Origin of the sequence: Erysipelatoclostridium sp. An173 (genome assembly GCF_963931465.1) — a bacterium.
Taxonomy (GTDB): domain Bacteria; phylum Bacillota_I; class Bacilli_A; order Erysipelotrichales; family Coprobacillaceae; genus Thomasclavelia; species Thomasclavelia merdavium.
The window spans coordinates 1792177-1810562 of record NZ_OZ007017.1; the positions used below are offsets into that span (position 1 = coordinate 1792177).

The 18386-nt window shown below is 28.9% G+C and carries 15 protein-coding genes; 6 read left to right on the top strand and 9 right to left on the bottom strand.

The genetic code is table 11. The features are described 5' to 3' along the window. Positions 1-121 precede the first annotated feature (121 nt). The 3 genes from ABGT36_RS08990 to ABGT36_RS09000 all read left to right on the top strand — a co-directional run bounded on the left by ABGT36_RS08990 (position 122) and on the right by ABGT36_RS09000 (position 2020). Positions 122-625 (top strand): MurR/RpiR family transcriptional regulator, encoded by a 504-nt coding sequence (locus ABGT36_RS08990; RefSeq protein WP_346677671.1) that lies wholly within the window; start codon positions 122-124, stop codon positions 623-625. A gap of 460 nt (positions 626-1085) precedes the next feature. Continuing rightward, a complete protein-coding gene (locus tag ABGT36_RS08995; RefSeq protein WP_204215224.1) occupies positions 1086-1349 on the top strand; it encodes a SemiSWEET transporter in 264 nt (87 codons plus the stop codon). A gap of 320 nt (positions 1350-1669) precedes the next feature. Beyond that, positions 1670-2020 carry a hypothetical protein gene (locus tag ABGT36_RS09000; RefSeq protein ID WP_087301099.1) on the top strand — a complete coding sequence of 117 codons (351 nt, stop codon included), beginning with the start codon at positions 1670-1672 and terminating at the stop codon, positions 2018-2020. 180 nt (positions 2021-2200) lie between these two features. On the opposite strand, the gene ABGT36_RS09005 is transcribed toward ABGT36_RS09000, so the two are convergent. The 6 genes from ABGT36_RS09005 to ABGT36_RS09030 form a co-directional block, all read right to left on the bottom strand. Further along, a complete protein-coding gene (locus ABGT36_RS09005; protein WP_346677672.1) occupies positions 2201-4432 on the bottom strand; it encodes an alpha-galactosidase in 2232 nt (743 codons plus the stop codon). A gap of 37 nt (positions 4433-4469) precedes the next feature. Beyond that, a complete protein-coding gene (locus ABGT36_RS09010) occupies positions 4470-5372 on the bottom strand; it encodes an ROK family protein (protein WP_300080225.1) in 903 nt (300 codons plus the stop codon). A 131-nt stretch (positions 5373-5503) separates the two neighbouring features. Then, entirely contained in the window at positions 5504-6934 is a 1431-nt protein-coding gene (gene pyk / locus ABGT36_RS09015) for a pyruvate kinase (RefSeq protein ID WP_087372160.1), read from the bottom strand. Positions 6935-7348: 414 nt separating this feature from the next. Further along, a complete protein-coding gene (locus ABGT36_RS09020) occupies positions 7349-8629 on the bottom strand; it encodes a galactokinase family protein (protein WP_346677673.1) in 1281 nt (426 codons plus the stop codon). Beyond that, positions 8629-9642 carry an aldose epimerase family protein gene (locus ABGT36_RS09025; protein WP_346677674.1) on the bottom strand — a complete coding sequence of 338 codons (1014 nt, stop codon included), beginning with the start codon at positions 9640-9642 and terminating at the stop codon, positions 8629-8631. Before ABGT36_RS09025 ends, ABGT36_RS09020 begins: the two co-directional genes overlap by 1 nt. 1 nt (position 9643) lies before the next feature. After that, positions 9644-11140: a UDP-glucose--hexose-1-phosphate uridylyltransferase gene (locus ABGT36_RS09030; RefSeq protein ID WP_087302266.1), complete on the bottom strand. Its 1497-nt coding sequence runs from the start codon at positions 11138-11140 to the stop codon at positions 9644-9646. A 317-nt stretch (positions 11141-11457) separates the two neighbouring features. On the opposite strand from ABGT36_RS09030, the gene ABGT36_RS09035 reads away from it, so the two are divergent. From ABGT36_RS09035 to ABGT36_RS09045, 3 genes are all read left to right on the top strand, one after another. Further along, the gene (locus ABGT36_RS09035) at positions 11458-12474 is read left to right on the top strand and encodes a LacI family DNA-binding transcriptional regulator (protein ID WP_087302218.1); all 1017 of its coding nucleotides are present in this window, start codon (positions 11458-11460) and stop codon (positions 12472-12474) included. Between the two features lie 194 nt (positions 12475-12668). Then, on the top strand, positions 12669-13232 hold the full coding sequence (ahpC, locus tag ABGT36_RS09040) for an alkyl hydroperoxide reductase subunit C (RefSeq protein WP_087302221.1): 564 nt from the start codon (positions 12669-12671) through the stop codon (positions 13230-13232). Continuing rightward, positions 13232-14848: an FAD-dependent oxidoreductase gene (locus ABGT36_RS09045; RefSeq protein WP_346677675.1), complete on the top strand. Its 1617-nt coding sequence runs from the start codon at positions 13232-13234 to the stop codon at positions 14846-14848. The genes ahpC and ABGT36_RS09045 overlap by 1 nt, the downstream gene beginning before the upstream one ends. Positions 14849-14872: 24 nt before the next feature. Here ABGT36_RS09045 and ABGT36_RS09050 read toward each other — a convergent pair whose 3' ends face one another. The 3 genes from ABGT36_RS09050 to ABGT36_RS09060 all read right to left on the bottom strand — a co-directional run bounded on the left by ABGT36_RS09050 (position 14873) and on the right by ABGT36_RS09060 (position 18315). Further along, on the bottom strand, positions 14873-16864 hold the full coding sequence (locus ABGT36_RS09050) for a penicillin-binding transpeptidase domain-containing protein (RefSeq protein WP_346677676.1): 1992 nt from the start codon (positions 16862-16864) through the stop codon (positions 14873-14875). 78 nt (positions 16865-16942) lie between these two features. Beyond that, entirely contained in the window at positions 16943-17866 is a 924-nt protein-coding gene (locus ABGT36_RS09055) for a DUF1848 domain-containing protein (protein ID WP_300080230.1), read from the bottom strand. Beyond that, the gene (locus ABGT36_RS09060; RefSeq protein WP_087302229.1) at positions 17866-18315 is read right to left on the bottom strand and encodes a methylated-DNA--[protein]-cysteine S-methyltransferase; all 450 of its coding nucleotides are present in this window, start codon (positions 18313-18315) and stop codon (positions 17866-17868) included. Before ABGT36_RS09060 ends, ABGT36_RS09055 begins: the two co-directional genes overlap by 1 nt. Positions 18316-18386 lie beyond the last annotated feature (71 nt).

An 18386-nucleotide genomic window follows, 5' to 3' on the forward strand; every position in this document is an offset into this window, starting at 1 on the left:
AAATACGAAGAGTAGATGATAGTTATCTATTCTTCTTTTTTGTACCTGAAAATATTTTTGATAATTTAATTTTTATTAAATAAAGCATCTTAGTATATTAAAATTATAAATAGGTGATATCATGGAACTTATTAAAAAATTACAGCAAAAAGTAAATTTTACCGAAAGGGAAGTAGTAATTGCCGATTACATTTTAAATCACTGTGAAGAAGTTCTTAAAATGACAACAAGACAATTAGCTAATGAAACATATACAAGTGCAACTATTATTGTACGTTTTGTTCGTAAATTAGGTTATCAGGGATTTAATGATTTTAAAATTCATTTATTAACTGATTTAAAAGAAAATAGTTATCAGGAAATTGAAGTAGAAAAAAAAGAAAGTCTGATATCTGTTGTTAATAAGGTTTCTTCATTACATGAAAAAGTACTACTAGAAACAAAAAATAGATTATCTATTGATGACTTAGAAAAAATTCAGCAAGCTATAAAAAATGTTGATCAAATAAATATTTTTGCACTAGATGCAAATGCATCAATTGGTGAATATGTTTATCATAATATTATGCAAGCTGGTAAATTATCAAATGTTTATCAATCAATAGATAAAATATTATTATATTAGTTTTTACATTAAAAATCAGTAATCATTGTTATTTCTAGAATGGGCAAAATAAAAATATGTTAAAAGCGATTCAAAACTTACGAAAAAAAAGGACACTTTGTTATTTTATTTCATCTAATAAAGATTCTCCGTTTGTAAAAAATGTGGATGTATGTCTATTATGCACCTATAAAGAAAATATTATTGAATTAGGTGATTCTCTTTTCCACACTTCAGTTTCATATATTTTTGATATTCTTATTTCAATAATCATCAAAAACAACTATGATACTGCCATTAATTTATATCAGCTCCATGATCAATTATATGAATATTAGTTTACAGTGTTTCATCTTTTAAAGTAATTTTCTTTAAAAGTATGTAACACTGTTTTTTTTGTATTCTAATTTTCTTTTTTTAACTTAATTTTTATCTATAATACTCTTATAAGAAGATTTATAAATAAAAAGGAGGCATGAATATGATTCAATTTATTGGTCCAATAGGAGCACTACTTACAACAATTTCATTTATCCCACAAGTCTTGCAAGTTTTAAAAACAAAAGATGTTTCTGGAATATCTTTAGGAATGTATATTATTTTTGTCCTTGGCGTTATATTATGGACTGCATATGGTCTTATCCTTCATGATATAACAATTATTTTATCAAATGGAATAACAACTTTGCTGGCAGGAATTATTTTATATTATAAATATAAAGAGTCATATTCTTCAAAAAAATAAAATAAAAATATAACTTAAAAAAGCATATCTAACTTAATTTTTTTTCTTAACATAGTGGTATTCTTTATATACATGTATAGATAATCTATATATGAGTTGATATAAACAGATTGCAAATATATAATATAATTAGAAAATGTTTTCAAAACATCAAAAATTATATTACTGTTAATAGGTGTTTATTTCATTGACATAAAGTTAGTCCATTAGATAAAAAATTACTTTACTAATAATAAAAAAGCCCCACTACAGTTTTTAAAATACTCCGATATAATATCAAAATATGAAAAAAGTAAATTACATGTAAGGATAAGATTTTTATGGAAAAATTTATTAATTTATTAAAGAATAGATATTTTAAGTGTATTTTGATAGTTATTATTGCAATCCTATGTTTAAAGTTATATACAAATTATTTATTTGAAAGCTTAAATAATGAAACACCTAGAGAAGCTATTGTTGAATTTATATATGATGAAACACATAGTTGGAAATCTTTCTTTATAGAAATAGAAGAGTCTAAAAATATTGATAAAACAGATGAAAATAGTCTTTACTATAATATAAAATATAATGGCTGGTATTCTATACCTGGAGACTTAGGTGGAACAATAGAAGTAAAGAAAATAAATAATCAGTATTACGTTATTAAATACATAGGGTATTGTTAGACTATTTAGTAAACTAGATAAAAGTAGTTTTTAAAATCTAATGGCAACTTAATGTATCCTATCAAATAGACACCTTAAATATCTAAATACAGACACAAGATATTAATATCATGTTTGTATAATAATCTGTACTTTTAAACAAAATCACTATTAGGCCAGAATTTATCTGGCCTAATAGCTTTATTTAGCTTTTAAAAGATAGATTTTAGAATAATAATCACCATTAGTACCATCATATACTTCATGATTTTCACCACAAGAATGGTCACTATTAATTAAACCGACATTCATCAGTTCATCACCAAAATGATCACTTTCTAATCTAGATACATGATAACAATAATCAGGATTTAACCCTTGTAATCGTAAACGACGATAACCTTGATTAACCTCTAATAAGATTCGATAATAGCCAACAATAGCAGTTTTTTGATCTTTAGAAACAACCATCCAGGCTGTTTCATTTCCGTTACCATCAAACGGACTTAATAAGCGATAAAAAGTTCCAAACTGAATGATCTCACGATATTCTTTCATAAAAGTAATTTGTTCAACGATTTTCTTTTTTTCATCATCATTTAATTTATTTAAATCCAACTCATAACCAAAAGTTCCAAAATAGGCCACATTAGCCCGAGTTTCAAGTGAAGTATTTCTAAATACTTGATGATTAGGTATTGCTGATACATGAGCTCCCATACTTGAAACAGGATATACTAATGATGTTCCATATTGAATTTTTAAACGTTCAATTGCATCGGTATCGTCACTAGTCCATGTTTGTGGTGCATAATATAACATTCCTGGATCAAACCTTGCCCCACCGCTAGCACATGATTCAAATAAAATATCTGGAAAACGTTTAGTTAAACGTTCATATAATGAATAAACACCTAAAATATATTCATGCATTACTTGCCCTTGCTGATAGCTTTGATGACTAGACGAATATACTTCAGACATACAGCGATTCATATCCCATTTTATATAGCTGACGTTTCCTTGTTCTATTATTTTAACCATCATTTGATAAATGTATTCAATAACATCAGGATTAGAAAAATCTAAAACATATTGATTACGACCATGGCTCATATTGCGCTTAGGAGTTGCTAAGACCCACTCCGGATGGCTTCGATATAAATCTGAATCTTTATTGACCATCTCTGGTTCAAACCATAGACCAAACTTTAATCCTAAATCATTAATTTTTTTACTAAGATTAGCTATTCCATTTGGTAATTTATCTAAATTAACATACCAATCCCCTAAACCTGTATGATCATTATTTCTTTTACCAAACCAGCCATCATCTAATACAAATAATTCAATTCCTAATTCACTAGCAGTTTTTGCGATAGCTAATATTTTTTCTTCATCAAAATCAAAATACGTTCCTTCCCAATTATTTACTAATATCGGCCTTGCCAAGTTACGATATTTACCGCGAACTAATCGATTCTGGTATAAATAATGGTATGTCTGTGACATTTTATTTAGCCCTTGATCACTATATACCATTACTACCTCTGGGGTTTGGAAATGCATATTAGGATCTAGATTCCATTTAAAACAATGTGGATGAATTCCCATCATTACTCTAGAACAATTATAAGTATCCACTTCTACCTGGGCTAGAAAATTGCCACTATAAATAAAACTAAACCCTAAAACTTCCCCACTAAATTCATCAGCATTCTTTCTTTTTAAAGCAATGAAAGGATTAAAATTACTACTTGAACATCCTCTCAATGAATAAATCGATTGAATTCCATGTTCTAATTTTCTTTCTTTTACATATCGTTCACGTGACCAGGCCCCTGTGAGTTCTAACATTATATAATCACTATCTGGTAAGTCTAATGATAAACTCATAGCTCTATTTAACACTAATTTTTGTTGTCCGTTATTTTCAATATATGCATTACGAGTAATAACTGGCATATTTTCATAGATAGTATAATTTAAAACAATTTTTGTATTAATTACTTGATCAACTAAGGTAATTGACAATGTAGTCACTTCATTTTCTTCTTCACTGTAAGTTGCCGGTAAATTTTCTAACTTAGGTTTTTGATTAAAAATTAAATGACTGTGATAAGTAAAATTTAAAATCCGACTACCATTTTCTTGAATAATATCAATTGCCATTTGACGCATATCCCCACTACCATATACTGGATATTCTTGCTTTATATGTTCTAATGAAAATGTTGAATCATTTTCAAAACTGCAAACTGCCATCGGCCGATGATACATTTCTAACAAATGATCAAAATTTTCACGATCTTTTATCGCTTTACCATAATACAATTGACCTAATTGATTATTTTTTAAAATTTTAATAATATAACTTACTTCTTGATTATAAAGATGAAAAGTTTTACTTTTTTCATGAAATACTATTGGCATAAATTACCTCCGATTATTTAATAAAAGACTAGTAAAACTAGTCTTTAAAAGTATTAATATGTTGATAAAAAGCTCCTATCAAATTAGCATCATTTAAATATTTACATGCTACAACTACCGGTCTAGAAATTGGTGAATTAAATTCTAATCCAGTTTGATACATTTCTTCAATGTGTTTTTCAGTTAATTCTAATAATAATGGTTGTGCTGAAATACCACCACCAATTGCAATTTTTTCTGGATCAAATAAAGCTTGTAAATTATAAATTTGTACCGCTAAACGATTACAAAATTTGTCTAATCCCGCTAACACATCAGGATTACCATTATTAGCCATTTCGAAAATTTCTTTTCCATTAAAAACCTGATCAGTATGCGTTGCTTCTTGAACAGTTTGTAAAAGTCCTGCGATACCATTTAAAGAACACCAGGTATTAGCAAAATTATTACCATCATCTCCATTAGTTCTCATCCATGAAAATTCCCCAGAAGAAAAATGTTTACCAATGTGCACTTTACCATTTTGAACAATACAACCACCAATACCAGTTCCAAGAATAATTACAGCAGCATCATCTACATCTTTTAAACAACCAAATCCTACTTCAGCATTAGCAGCACATTTAGCATCATTACCAATTGTAATTGGAAGCGGACAACGTTTTTGTAATATTTCGACAATATTCATATCTTTGATATATTCATAGGCACCACCAGTATAAGCAAAACCTTTATCAGGATCAATTGCTCCAGGCATTGAAATTGCCATTCCAACAATATTATCTTTATATTTATCATATAAATCACCAATTATAGAAACAAATTGATCTATTCCATCTTTTGGTGCTGGAGCATTACCTTTTTCTAAAAATTTCCCTTCTTTATTAATGATAGCGTACTTAATTGAACTACCACCAATATCTAATGTTAAATAATTCATAAAATCTCCTTTCATAACCACTATTATAAGTATATCGTATCAATTAAGAAAATAAAAGCATTGACTTTTAACAAACCACAAAAAAAAGACTGTAATTTGATTCTTAAATCAAATCCAGTCTTTAATAATTATTATTTTACCCTAATCAATTCTAAATAACTAGTATCACCACTAATACCTGGTTTTCCTCCAGTAACTAGAATTAATTCACCAGACTGAACCCCATTTTCTTTAGCTAAAATTTCAGCATAGTCCATCATAGTTGCACGAGTTTGCATATATTTACATTTTACTGGTAATACCCCCCAGTTAATCGCAAGTGATCTAGTTGTTTTCTCTTCAGGAGTTGCTGCAATAATTAAAGCTTCGGGACGATAACGTGACATCTTACGAGCAGTAAAACCACTTTCTGTAAATGCAATAATAGCAGCTACGTTAAATTTTGAAGCAATTTCAGCTACCGACATACAAATTGCTTCCGATGTATCTTGTGGTGCAGTTCTAACTGCTTGACGATGTAATGAATCATAATCTAAACTTTTTTCAGTTGTTAAAGCAATTTTATTCATAGTCATTACAGCTTCTTGAGGATATAAACCTGAAGCTGATTCCCCAGATAACATGATTGCATCAGTTCCATCAAAAATAGCATTAGCAACGTCACTTACTTCAGCACGAGTTGGACGTGGATTTTGTTGCATGCTTTCTAACATTTGAGTAGCAGTAATAACTAATTTACCACTGTCTTTACATTTTTTAATAATTTCTTTTTGAATTAATGGTACATCTTCAGCAGGTACTTCAACCCCTAAGTCCCCACGTGCTACCATGATTCCATCAGCAACCTTTAAAATCTCATCCATATTTTCGACACCTTCCTGGTTTTCGATTTTAGCGATTACTTGAATATCAGGACGTCCGTTTTCAATTAATAATTTTTTTACATCAATTACATCTTGAGCACGTCTAACAAATGATGCAGCAATAAAGTTAAATGGTTGAGTGCATCCAAATGTAATATCTGCAATATCTTTTTCAGATAAATATTCAAAACCTAATTTGATTCCAGGAACGTTAATTCCTCGTTTATCTTTTACAACTCCATTATTAGCACATACACAAACAATATCTTTACCTTCAACATGGTCAACTAATAATTCAACTTGACCATCATTAACTAAAATGAAACCACCAGGTTTAACATCTTTATATAATTCTTTGTATGTGATTGTAAAACGATCACTTGTTCCTTCAATATCTTCAGGTGTAATGACAGAAACTTGTCCCTTTTTAAATTCTGTTTGTCCCCCAACAAAGTTACCAGTTCTAATTTCTGGTCCTTTTGTATCTAACAAGATAGCAACTTTACTTCCTAATTCATTATTAATTTCTGTAATCAATTCAATTTTCTTTAAATGTTCTTCATGACTACCATGAGAAAAATTTAATCTCATTACATTCATCCCAGCTTTTACTAATTTAGATAACATTTTTTTATTATCCGAAGCTGGTCCAATAGTACAGATTATCTTTGTTTTGCTTACTTCATTATTTTTCAACATACTTATATTACCGTCCTTCTTCTCAATTTCGTACATTTCTATTATATCCCATTACCGCCTTTGTTGCGATATTTTTTTTAACTTTTTATCTTAAAAATCAAATATTTTTCCCATATCAAGCTATAAAATTAAATTTAAATCAATTTTAAATTAAAATATAGTTAACAAATAATTCTATTTACCAATTTATCAATAAATTCAATTTCATTAATAAATTTATCTAAACAATCAAAACATCTTCCTTCTTTATATTTTCGCCATTTTTTCCAATTATAACCATTAACATATATAATCTAATTCATTAGTTCTAGATTTAACAAATCTTATCACAAAAACAAATGAATTCTAAAAATTATTTTTTCCTTTATAAAACATATTTAAAAAGGTAATGAAAATTCATTACCTTAAATACTACTAATAAATAACTTTTTTACCACCATATTTACGTACTTTTAAAATATGGCAAGAATCTTTACCAAAAACTTTTTCAATTTCTGTTTTATACGTATCAACATAACTGTCTTTTACAAATGCTTGAATTGTTCCAGCAAAACCACCACCATGAACACGACAAACACCATTATCACCTAAGATTTTTTCAGACATTGCTAAACCAATAGAAACGCTTTGATTGAAAACATCACTATTTGCATAAACATTTTGTAAGAATTTATATGAACTATCACCAGAAGCTTTAATTAAACGTTTAAATTCATCAAAATCGCCAGCATTTAATGCTGCTACTTGTAAGTCAACTCGTTTATTTTCTGTAAATAAATGAATTGCTCTCAATACAGCACGGTCATTACCGATTTCACGAACTTTAGCGATATTATCAAAAAATTCTTGTTCATCAACTTCTCGTAAAAATTCTTTATTAAAGTAATTAGCGATTTTTTTCATTTCTGCTGGAATAGCTGCATACTCATCAGTTAAATCAGCATGCGATCCTTTAGTATCAACGATACATAAACTATGTTCAAACTTAGAAAAATCAACATCAACTTTTCTTACAACTGGTTTATCAATATCTTTAAAATCAATATTGATTAAGCTACCTACTGAACTAGCACATTGATCCATCAAACCACATGGTTTACCAAAATAAACATTTTCAGCATATTGTCCAATTTGCGCAATTAAAACTGGATCTACTGTCATATCATTATATAATCCTGATAAAATTGTTCCAATAATTGTTTCAAAGGCAGCTGAAGAAGAAAGACCAGCTCCCATGATAACATCACTTGTAATAAAAGCATTAAATCCACCAATTTGATAATTTAATTCTTTTAATTTAGCTAAAACACCACGAACTAAAGCTTCAGAAGTTCCAGCTTCTTCTTGTTTAACTGCTAGATCATTTACATCAATAGCTTTAATATCAAAATCATCAGATAAAATTTTAATTTCTCGTTCAGTTTTACCAACAACTGCAATAGCATCTAAATTTATTGCTGCAGCTAATACACAACCATGTTGATGGTCAGTATGATTACCGCCAACTTCACTTCTACCTGGAGCACTATAAATTTCAACTTCATTATCACCATATAATGAAATATATTTTTCAACAGCAGCTACATAGCGATTACGTTGATATTCTAATAAACTTTCATCGACATATAAATCATTTAATAATTCATCATATTTATTATTTTTTAAATAATTGATTAATTCTGTTGCTTTTTTCATTATTTTATTACTTCAAATGTATATGATGTACTTTCATCATATACTTCTCCTTTCTTTAAAATTGTAGTTGGGTTTTCTTCAATATTAATTGCATCAGGAAGATTTTGAGTTTCAATACACATTGCATATCTTCTAGGATAAGCAATACCATATTTACCAACTCTACCGTCTAAATAGTTAGCACTATAAATTTGTGCTCCTGGTAAAGTTGTACTAACTGTCAATTTTCTTCCAGTTTTTTCATGATATAGTACCACTTGATCATGATCTTGATTAAAAATAAATGGATGATCATAACCAGCACCTAATTTTAATTGTTCATCATCACTATCAATTTGATCACCAATTCTTCTTAGTGTACTAAAATCAAAAGCACTATCTTTAGTAGCGTTGAATTTTCCTGTTGGTAAACCATCACCATCAACACAAGCATATTTATCACTATGAACTAGTAATAAATGATCATAAATATCTTCTTTAGCGCCAGATAAATTGAAATATGAATGATTTGTAATATTAATAATTGTATCTTGGTCACTAGTTGCATGATAACGAACTGTTAACGTCTTATCTTCTAAAGTATAATATGCTTTAAAAGATAAATTACCAGGATAACCTTCTTCGCCATCTTTAGATAAATAACTAAATTCAATAGTTTTATCATCAATTATATTGTAATCAAATACTTGATAAGAAAATCCTTTAATACCACCATGTAAGCAGTTAGGACCATTATTTATTGGTAAATGATATGTTGTACCATTTAAAGTAAAAACTCCTTTACCAATTCGATTAGCTGTCCGACCAACTAAAGCTCCTAAATAAGCATCTTTGATTTGATAATCAGAAAAGTTATCATATCCTAATACTACATCGTCAATATTTCCAGATTTATCATTCATCATAACTTTAACAATTGTACAACCATAGTTAGATACAACGATCTCTAAATTATCATTTTTCATTTGAATTAAATCTATTTGATCATCTATTTTTTCAATTACTTTTATCATTTTATTCTCCTTTCAAAACCATTTCTACAAAGCTGGTTAAAGCATCAATTCCTTGCTGGTCCATTTTAAACACTCCAGCATCTTCTAATACGGTAACAAATTTAATTGCTACTGCTTCTTTTAAAATATCTGTAACATTATCTTCAGTAATAGTAAATTCATCTAATAATTTTAAATACCAGTCATAATGTTTTTCTAATTGTGGATAATCCTTAATATTGATCTTATTTAATAAACAATCACTTAATAGTTGTAATTCATCTTTTAAACGGGCTGGTAAGATTGCTAATCCCATAACTTCAATTAAACCAATATTTTCTTTTTTAATATGATGAGATTCTTGATGTGGATGGAAGATACCATCTGGATACTGATCACTTGTTCTATTATTTCTTAATACTAAATCAATTTGATATTTATCACCTTTTTTACGAGCAATTGGTGTAATGGTGTTATGAGGAGTATCACCAGTATGACTAATAATATCAAGTACTGGAGCATTATAATTGCGCCATGCTTCTAATATTTTATTTGAAAGAGCTATTAACTCATCTTTACTTTCTGATGTTAATCTAATTGTTGAAAGTGGCCATTTAATTACTTCAATTATTGTATTTTCATAATCATCTGAAGTTAATGTTTTTAAGACTTCAGCTCTTTGTATTGGGAACTCATAGTTACCACCTTGATAATGATCATGACTTAAAATAGAACCACCAACAATTGGTAAATCAGCATTTGAGCCAATCATATAATGTGGGAAAATATCTAAAAAAGAAAATAAGTTTTCAAAAGTTTCCTGATTGATTACCATTGGTTTATGTTCTTTATTTAAAACAATACAATGTTCATTGTAATAAACATAAGGTGAATATTGTAAATAGTAATTACCATTTTTTAAAGTTAATGGAATAATTCGGTGATTTTGACGAGCTGCTCGATTTAAATCACCACTAAAACCTACGTTTTCTTTACATAATAAACATTTTGGATACCCGGTAGATTTCACTGTTTTAGCTTTAGCGATTTCTTTAGGATCTTTCTCTGGTTTAGATAAATTTATAGAAATTTCTATATCACCATATTTTACATATTTTTTCCAAATAATATTTTTATCTGTTCTGCTTTTACGAATATAATTTGAAGCAATTGATAATTTATAATAATAATCAGTTGCATGTTTTGGACTTAAAGCATATTTTTCTTTAAATGTTTCAATAACCGTATGTGGTCTTGGCATAATACAATTCATGATTCTTGTATCAAACAAATCACGAACAGTAACTGTATCTTCAATTAATTCTTTTGCTACTGCATAATCAAGCATATTTTCTAAAATTGGAGTTGCTAGAGGTAAAGGTTCATTTACGTCTTCATATTTAAAATCACTTTCTTTAAACAAATCTAATAAAAGATTTACTGAATAATCCATCTCATCTTCAGTAATCATTTTCTTTTCAAGTGCAAATTGAATTAATCTGTTAATTTCATAGTTAATTGATATCATGTTTTTCCTCCCTTTTTCATTTATATTGTAATCCAATAATAAGATAATGTCAATTATTTTTACTAAATTATTAGTAAATGTTTACTTGATATATTGACTAAACTTTACCCTTGGTTTATAATGAAATTGTGATATATTTTTAACATATTTATTTAGCTTCAAAATTTACACTCTTTCAAAAACAAATCAAATCACAATATTACATATTTTTTAATAAAATCCCTTAATTACTGAATAATTTCTTTCATCTAAACTTTCATAAATACTAAAAATAGGGTATAATAACCTTTGAATCAAGGAGGAAAATGATGGCCACTATTAAAGACGTTGCAAATTTGGCTAATGTTTCTAGTGCGACAGTTTCACGTATTTTAAACAATGATAAGACCTTATCTGTCCCAGAAGAAACTAAACAAGCTGTTTTAAATGCTGCCAAAAAGTTAAATTATACTAAAAAAAGAAAAGCAAATAAAGGTGACTTTACTCTTGGTATCGTTCAATGGTATTCTTTGCAACAAGAAATTGATGATCCTTACTATTTACAAATCCGTCAAGGAATCGAAAATTTTTGTTTGCAAAATAATATAAATGTTATCCGTACTTTTAAAACGGATTTAAATTATTTAGATGCTTTAAAAAATGTTGACGGTCTTGTCTGCATTGGAAAATTCAGTAATGATGAAATCGTCAAATTTAAGAAAATATCTAATAAAATTGTATTCTTGGATATGGTTAGTTCACATCGTAATGATACAACCATTACTTTAGATTTTGAAGCTGCTATTAAAGAAGCAATGGATTATCTTCAATTATCTAATCATCAAAAAATTGGTTTTTTAGGTGGAAAAGAACTTCTTGATGATAATACTATTTATCCTGATCCAAGAAAAGAAGTATTTATCAAATACTGTAATGATCATAACATTACTTATGAAACATATTTATATGAAGATGCTTTTACTACTGAATCTGGTTATACAATGATGGTGGAAATGATTAGTAAAAAAGATTTGCCAACAGCAATTTTCTGTGCTAGTGATCCTATTGCAATTGGCGCTTTAAGAGCTTTATTGGAACATAACATTAAAGTACCTGAAGATATTTCACTAATCGGTTTTGATGATATCAAAGCTGCAAGTTTTACTAATCCCCCACTAACAACGGTTTATGCTCCAGCGACTTTGATGGGAGAATATGGAGCTAGTATTGTTTATCATATTTTAAGCAAATACAGTTCTCCAGCACCAATGAAAATTGTTCTTCCATGTACACTAATTGAACGTGAATCATGTAAAGTTATAAAAAACAAGGCTGTAAATAAGTAGTTAATACTACTAAAATAGCCTTGTTTTATTTTTGAAAAATTTTCGTTATATAGTTCAATATTCGTTGAACTTTTTTTATTATTTAGTTTATAAAAAAATAAAAAGTGCATAATATTTGTGTTAGTTATTACCACGTGTTAAAATTAAGATAGTTAGAAAAGTCTAACAATTATTTAAAGAAAAGGAGAATAATTATGTCATTAATAGGAAAAGAAATAACAGATTTTGAGGCTCAAGCCTTTCATGAAAATGAATTTAAAACAGTAAAAAAAGAAGATTTATTAGGAAAATGGAATGTTTTATTTTTCTATCCAGCTGATTTTACATTTGTATGTCCAACTGAATTAGAAGATTTAGCAAATAAATACGAAGATTTCAAAAAAATCAATTGTGAAATTTATTCAGTATCATGCGATACACACTTTGTCCATAAAGCTTGGCACGATACTTCTAAAACAATCAAAAAAATTACATACCCAATGTTAGCTGATCCAACTGCTAAATTAGCTAAAGATCTAGATGTATATATTGAAGCTGATGGAATGGCTGAAAGAGGAAGTTTTATTATCAATCCTGAAGGTAAAATTGTAATGTATGAAGTAATTGCTGGTAATGTAGGTCGTAATGCCGAAGAATTATTCCGTCGCGTACAAGCTAGTCAATTTGTTTATGAACATGGTGACGAAGTTTGCCCTGCAAAATGGAAACCTGGCGAAGAAACACTTAAACCATCATTAGATTTAGTAGGACTGATTTAATGACTAATAATCTTTATGATGCAATTATAGTAGGTGGCGGTCCAGCTGGACTGTCAGCTGCTATTTATTTAGCACGAGCTAAATTTTCAGTATTAGTTATTGAAAAAGAAAAAATTGGTGGTCAAATTACAATTACTTCAGAAGTTGTTAATTATCCAGGAATTTTAAAAACAAGTGGTAAAGAATTAACTGAACAAATGTACCAACAAGCACGTAATTTTGGGGCAGATTTTTTAATTGCTAATGTAACAAAACTAGATTTAAAACAGCCAGTAAAGGTTGTAAATACTGATAAAGGCGAATTTAAAGCAGCTGGCATTGTATTAGCTACTGGTAGTCATCCACGTAAAATCGGGTTCCCTGGTGAAAAAGAATTTCAAGGTCGCGGTGTGGCTTATTGTGCTACTTGTGATGGTGAATTTTTTACAGGTAAAGATATTTTTGTTATTGGCGGTGGTTTTGCAGCTGCTGAAGAAGCGGTATTTTTAACTAAATATGGACGAAAAGTTACTATCATTGTCCGTGAAGATGATTTTACATGCGCTAAACAAGTAAGCGATCAAGCTAAACAGCATCCTAAAATTGATATTCATTATAATAGTGAAATTGTTGCTGTCAATGGAACAAATCAGCTTCAACAAGCAACATTTAAAAATAATAAAACTGGAGAAACCTGGCAATATCAAGCCCCTGATAATGATACATTCGGTGTTTTCGTATTTGCCGGTTATCAACCAGCAACATCGTTATTCCAAGATCAAGTAGAACTAAACGAAACTGGAAATTTAATAGTTGATGAAAACCAAAAAACTTCTTGTCCTGGTGTATACGGAGCTGGTGACGTATGTGTCAAAGACTTAAGACAAGTAGTTACTGCTGTAAGTGATGGAGCCAAAGCAGCAACATCATTAGAAAAATATATCCCTACAATCGTTCAAGAACACAATTTAAAACCAAAAAAGATTGAACTTAAAAATGATACTTCTACTACTAATAACGATAATAGTGATGTTGACGAAAATAATTACTTTATTTCATCACAAATCAAAGCACAGTTAAAACCAATTTTTGATAAATTAGAAAGAAACTTAATTCTAAAATGCTATGATGATGGTAGTAAGTTAGCAAATGAAATGAAAGGTTTTTTAGAAGAATTTGTAACTTTAAGTGATAAATTATCATATACAGTTGTTTCATCTTCATCTATTGCTGCAATTAGTTTTTATGATCAAGATGATAATTATTTAAATATTGCTTATCATGGTATACCAGGTGGACACGAATTTAATTCTTTTGTAATAGCTGTTTATAACACTGCCGGAGCTAAACAACCGTTACAACAAGACATATTAAAGCAAATCCAAAGTATTGAAAAACCAATTGATATTAAAGTAATTGTCTCGCTTTCATGTACAATGTGTCCTGAAGTAGTAATGGCTACACAACGCATTGCAATTGAAAACAAAAACGTTGAAGCACAGATGTTTGATTTAGCACATTTTCCAAATCTAAAAGAACAATATAATATCATGTCTGTTCCATGCATGGTTATCAATGATAAAGATGTTTATTTTGGAAAAAAAGATATTAGTCAAATTGTTGAAATTTTAAAATAAAAAGAATGTGCGAGCACATTCTTTTTATTGATATAAATAACTATTTAATGGTGCTTGCATATGATCAACTACATAGCCACTACCACCACGATCTTTAACATTTTCAACCATTGTTGTAATTAAGATTGGATTATCACTATTAGTTGTCATTACTGTAAACCATCCTAATTCTGTTCCAGTAGTATCATCTTGAGAAGCTTTAATTTCAGCAGTTCCTGTTTTACCTGCTAATTCAATATCATTATGATAAATAGCATGTCCAGTTCCATTACTATCACTAATTACCCCAATTAAATCATCTTTAATTGTATTAGCTGTATCCTTTGTAAACGCATTTTCAACCCACATTTGATCTGGTTTTTCATTCATAATTAAATATGGTTGAATGATATCACCTTCATTTACAAAAGCACTATAAATAGCAGCTAATTGAACTGGGTTCATTAACAATTCTCCTTGACCATAACCACTATCAGCTAATTGCTGGTCATCAAAATCACTATCTTTATTTTGATATTGTGAAGCATTTAATGATAATTCAAATGGTATTTTAGAACCAATTTCTAAACGATCATAACCACTAATTAAATCATCTTTGCCAATATTAGTTGCTGCTTTAGCAAAATAAACATTATCAGAATAAATTAAAGCATTTCTTAAATTATTAGGTGTTGGCGCATGTAAAGTTGTAACATAATAATTACCCCAGCTAGAATCTTTTTGCCATCTATCTTCTGCCTTTAAATCTTTATCAGGATCGATTGCTCCAGAATCAAGACCAATTGCCGCTGTAATTGGTTTCATACTTGAACCTGGTACAAAAGTTGAACGATAACGATTAGTTAAAGGTTTACTAGCATCATCATTTAATGCTTGCCATTGCTCGTTGTCAAATCCTAAAATAAAATCATTACTAGAAAATGATGGTGTCGATACTAATGCCAGGATTTCGCCTGTTTTAGGATTCATAGCAACTGAAGCACTTTGATCATTTTGATACTCATTATATAATGATTGTTGCAATGTAACATCGATGGTTAAAGTAATATCTTTACCATCTTCAACATCTTTACTAGCAACAGTTTTAACTAACTCGTTATCTTCATCTACAATTCTTATTTCATGACCATCACTGCCTTTTAAATCAGCTTCATAAGCTGCTTCAATGCCACTTCGTCCAATTAATGAACTTTCATCATAGCCTTCACCCTTATGTTTTTCTAAATCTTCAGCATTTACTTGTTGCAAGTATCCTGTTAAATGTGAAGCAGCTTCGCCATAAGGATAATAACGAACTGTAGTAGTATTTACTTTCACTCCTGGTATTGCAATTAATTGATTAACCAGTGCTTGTCCTGAACTATCTTTTGCAAACTCTTTTAAAGGAACAAAAGAATCATCTTTGATCCATGAAGCACTCATTTCATCTTTTATTTCAGCGCTTGACATATTTAATAAAGAACCAATTCTTTCATAATCAGCCTCACCATTTAATTTTCCTGGAACCAATCCAGCTTCATAAGCTTCACCTTGTGTAGCTAATTCATTGCCATTTCGATCAAGAATTCGTCCACGGGTAGCACTTTCACTGCTTACTCGAACACGATAATCAGATTCAAGCCCTTCTAAAATCAATGCCTCATTATATGCTAGCTTTCCATCAGTTACTTTAACTTGATTATTAGAAGTTACTTTTCCAGCAACAGTATTCATAGTTAAGCTATAATCAACAACATCATCTTCAACACTATTGATTTTTAATGAAAAATCCTGTGCTTCAATACCCTCATAAATGTTTGTATATCTTTCTTCAAAGACATCTTTATCAACTTTAGGATCACCGCTTAACATATCATACATTTTTGAATAATCTTTATCTTCAAGTAATGCAAAATAATCCTCTACATAATCATCAGCATTTTTACCGCCTGTGAAAATAAAAAATACAGTCACAATGATTAAGCATATTACTACAACCCCTGCGATTATTAAATTTCTTTTATTTCTTAAAAGCATACCTTATCCCCTTTCTATCGAAAATATTATAACATAGCATGTGATAATAACCTACCTATTCCACTATATTTTATAAATTTATAAGCTATCAAATTGTAGTTGTCTTTCTTGATTAGAGCAAACTTTCCGTTTTACTACTTTATCTTCATCAGTTAAATGACCAATTAATAAGGGACTATTTTCATCATGAAGTCCAATGTTTTTATAAACCTGATTACTAGTACAAGCATAACAATACTTACAACCATGTATACAGCTATTATAAGCTCCTATATCAATACTAGCTAAACAGTGACAATGTTTACGATTAGTATTTGTTTTTATATTTAAAGTAGTTTTTAATAATGATTCTAGATATTCTTTATCAATACAGCTGCCATGATTAATTCCAAACTGTTCCAAATGATATTTTTCACTACAAGTTTGGATTTTTATTTGATATTTTTTAGCAATCTTTCCAAATTGTTGAGCGATTTTTAAAACATCATCTTCATCAATTTCATCAAATTTGCCAGCTATATTTTTATAAATATCAATAAAACTAATAATTACAATATCAGTATATTTTGCTAAAATCCGACACATTTTTTCAAACATTTGATAATGAAATTCTGTGGTATAGCGCTTATTTAATAAGATTGGATCATAACGCCAGATTACCCGCTTTTTACCAATCATCTTACTTAACGAAACAAATGTTTTCATAATTTCTAATTTAGCTCTTAAATTAGGTTCAATATCCTGATCATACGGTGTTATCGTAACCATAAAATAATATTGATATCCCATTTGTTTTATTGTTTTTAAATATGGCATGATTGGTTTGGGATCTTTGGTTAAAAAACAAATACAGTCAACTACATCAGGACTAATATCAACATGACTAACTAATTGATTATTATATGGATTACGAACGAGAACATAACCTTCTTTAAGCCGATTAAACAACCATTTTGGATACATAGCACAAATATCACAGCGACCTGATACTTGTAATAACATTATTGTTTCTCCAAATCTAATAACATTTGCTTCATTTCTAAACCACCATAATAACCCGTTAAACTGCCATTACTGCCGATTACACGATGACAGGGTATTACTATCATGATCCGATTTTTATTATTAGCCATCCCTACAGCTCGAGAAGCCTTTTTATTTCCGATTGCCATAGCTATATTTTGATATGTGGCAGTTTTACCATAGGGAATTTTTAATAACTGATTCCAAACTTTTAATTGAAATTCACTACCTTCCATGGCTAAAGGCAAAGTAAAACTTGTTCGCTGCTTATTAAAATATTCCTGTAATTGTTTAGCTGCTTCTTGAATCAAAGGGGTATTTTCTTCTATATATTGATATTCATCTTTAGGAGTAATTGCATAAATTTTTTGTTCTTTTTCAATTATCAGCAGATCAATTAAAAAATGATACCAGTAACCTTTCAACATATTATCACCTCAAAAAAATTATAACATAATTTAATAATATTAATCATTCTAAACTATCATTAATCAATTAT

Excerpts from the sequence above, each read along its gene's own strand:
- ABGT36_RS09010 (WP_300080225.1), bottom strand. The coding sequence starts at position 5,372 with ATGAATTATTTAACATTAGATATTGGTGGTAGTTCAATTAAGTACGCT.
- pyk (WP_087372160.1), bottom strand. The coding sequence starts at position 6,934 with ATGTTGAAAAATAATGAAGTAAGCAAAACAAAGATAATCTGTACTATT.
- ABGT36_RS09050 (WP_346677676.1), bottom strand. The coding sequence starts at position 16,864 with ATGCTTTTAAGAAATAAAAGAAATTTAATAATCGCAGGGGTTGTAGTA.
- ABGT36_RS09060 (WP_087302229.1), bottom strand. The coding sequence starts at position 18,315 with ATGTTGAAAGGTTACTGGTATCATTTTTTAATTGATCTGCTGATAATT.
- ABGT36_RS09005 (WP_346677672.1), bottom strand. The coding sequence starts at position 4,432 with ATGCCAATAGTATTTCATGAAAAAAGTAAAACTTTTCATCTTTATAAT.
- ABGT36_RS08995 (WP_204215224.1), top strand. The coding sequence starts at position 1,086 with ATGATTCAATTTATTGGTCCAATAGGAGCACTACTTACAACAATTTCA.
- ABGT36_RS09000 (WP_087301099.1), top strand. The coding sequence starts at position 1,670 with ATGGAAAAATTTATTAATTTATTAAAGAATAGATATTTTAAGTGTATT.
- ABGT36_RS09045 (WP_346677675.1), top strand. The coding sequence starts at position 13,232 with ATGACTAATAATCTTTATGATGCAATTATAGTAGGTGGCGGTCCAGCT.
- ABGT36_RS09035 (WP_087302218.1), top strand. The coding sequence starts at position 11,458 with ATGGCCACTATTAAAGACGTTGCAAATTTGGCTAATGTTTCTAGTGCG.
- ABGT36_RS09055 (WP_300080230.1), bottom strand. The coding sequence starts at position 17,866 with ATGTTATTACAAGTATCAGGTCGCTGTGATATTTGTGCTATGTATCCA.
- ABGT36_RS08990 (WP_346677671.1), top strand. The coding sequence starts at position 122 with ATGGAACTTATTAAAAAATTACAGCAAAAAGTAAATTTTACCGAAAGG.
- ABGT36_RS09025 (WP_346677674.1), bottom strand. The coding sequence starts at position 9,642 with ATGATAAAAGTAATTGAAAAAATAGATGATCAAATAGATTTAATTCAA.
- ahpC (WP_087302221.1), top strand. The coding sequence starts at position 12,669 with ATGTCATTAATAGGAAAAGAAATAACAGATTTTGAGGCTCAAGCCTTT.
- ABGT36_RS09020 (WP_346677673.1), bottom strand. The coding sequence starts at position 8,629 with ATGAAAAAAGCAACAGAATTAATCAATTATTTAAAAAATAATAAATAT.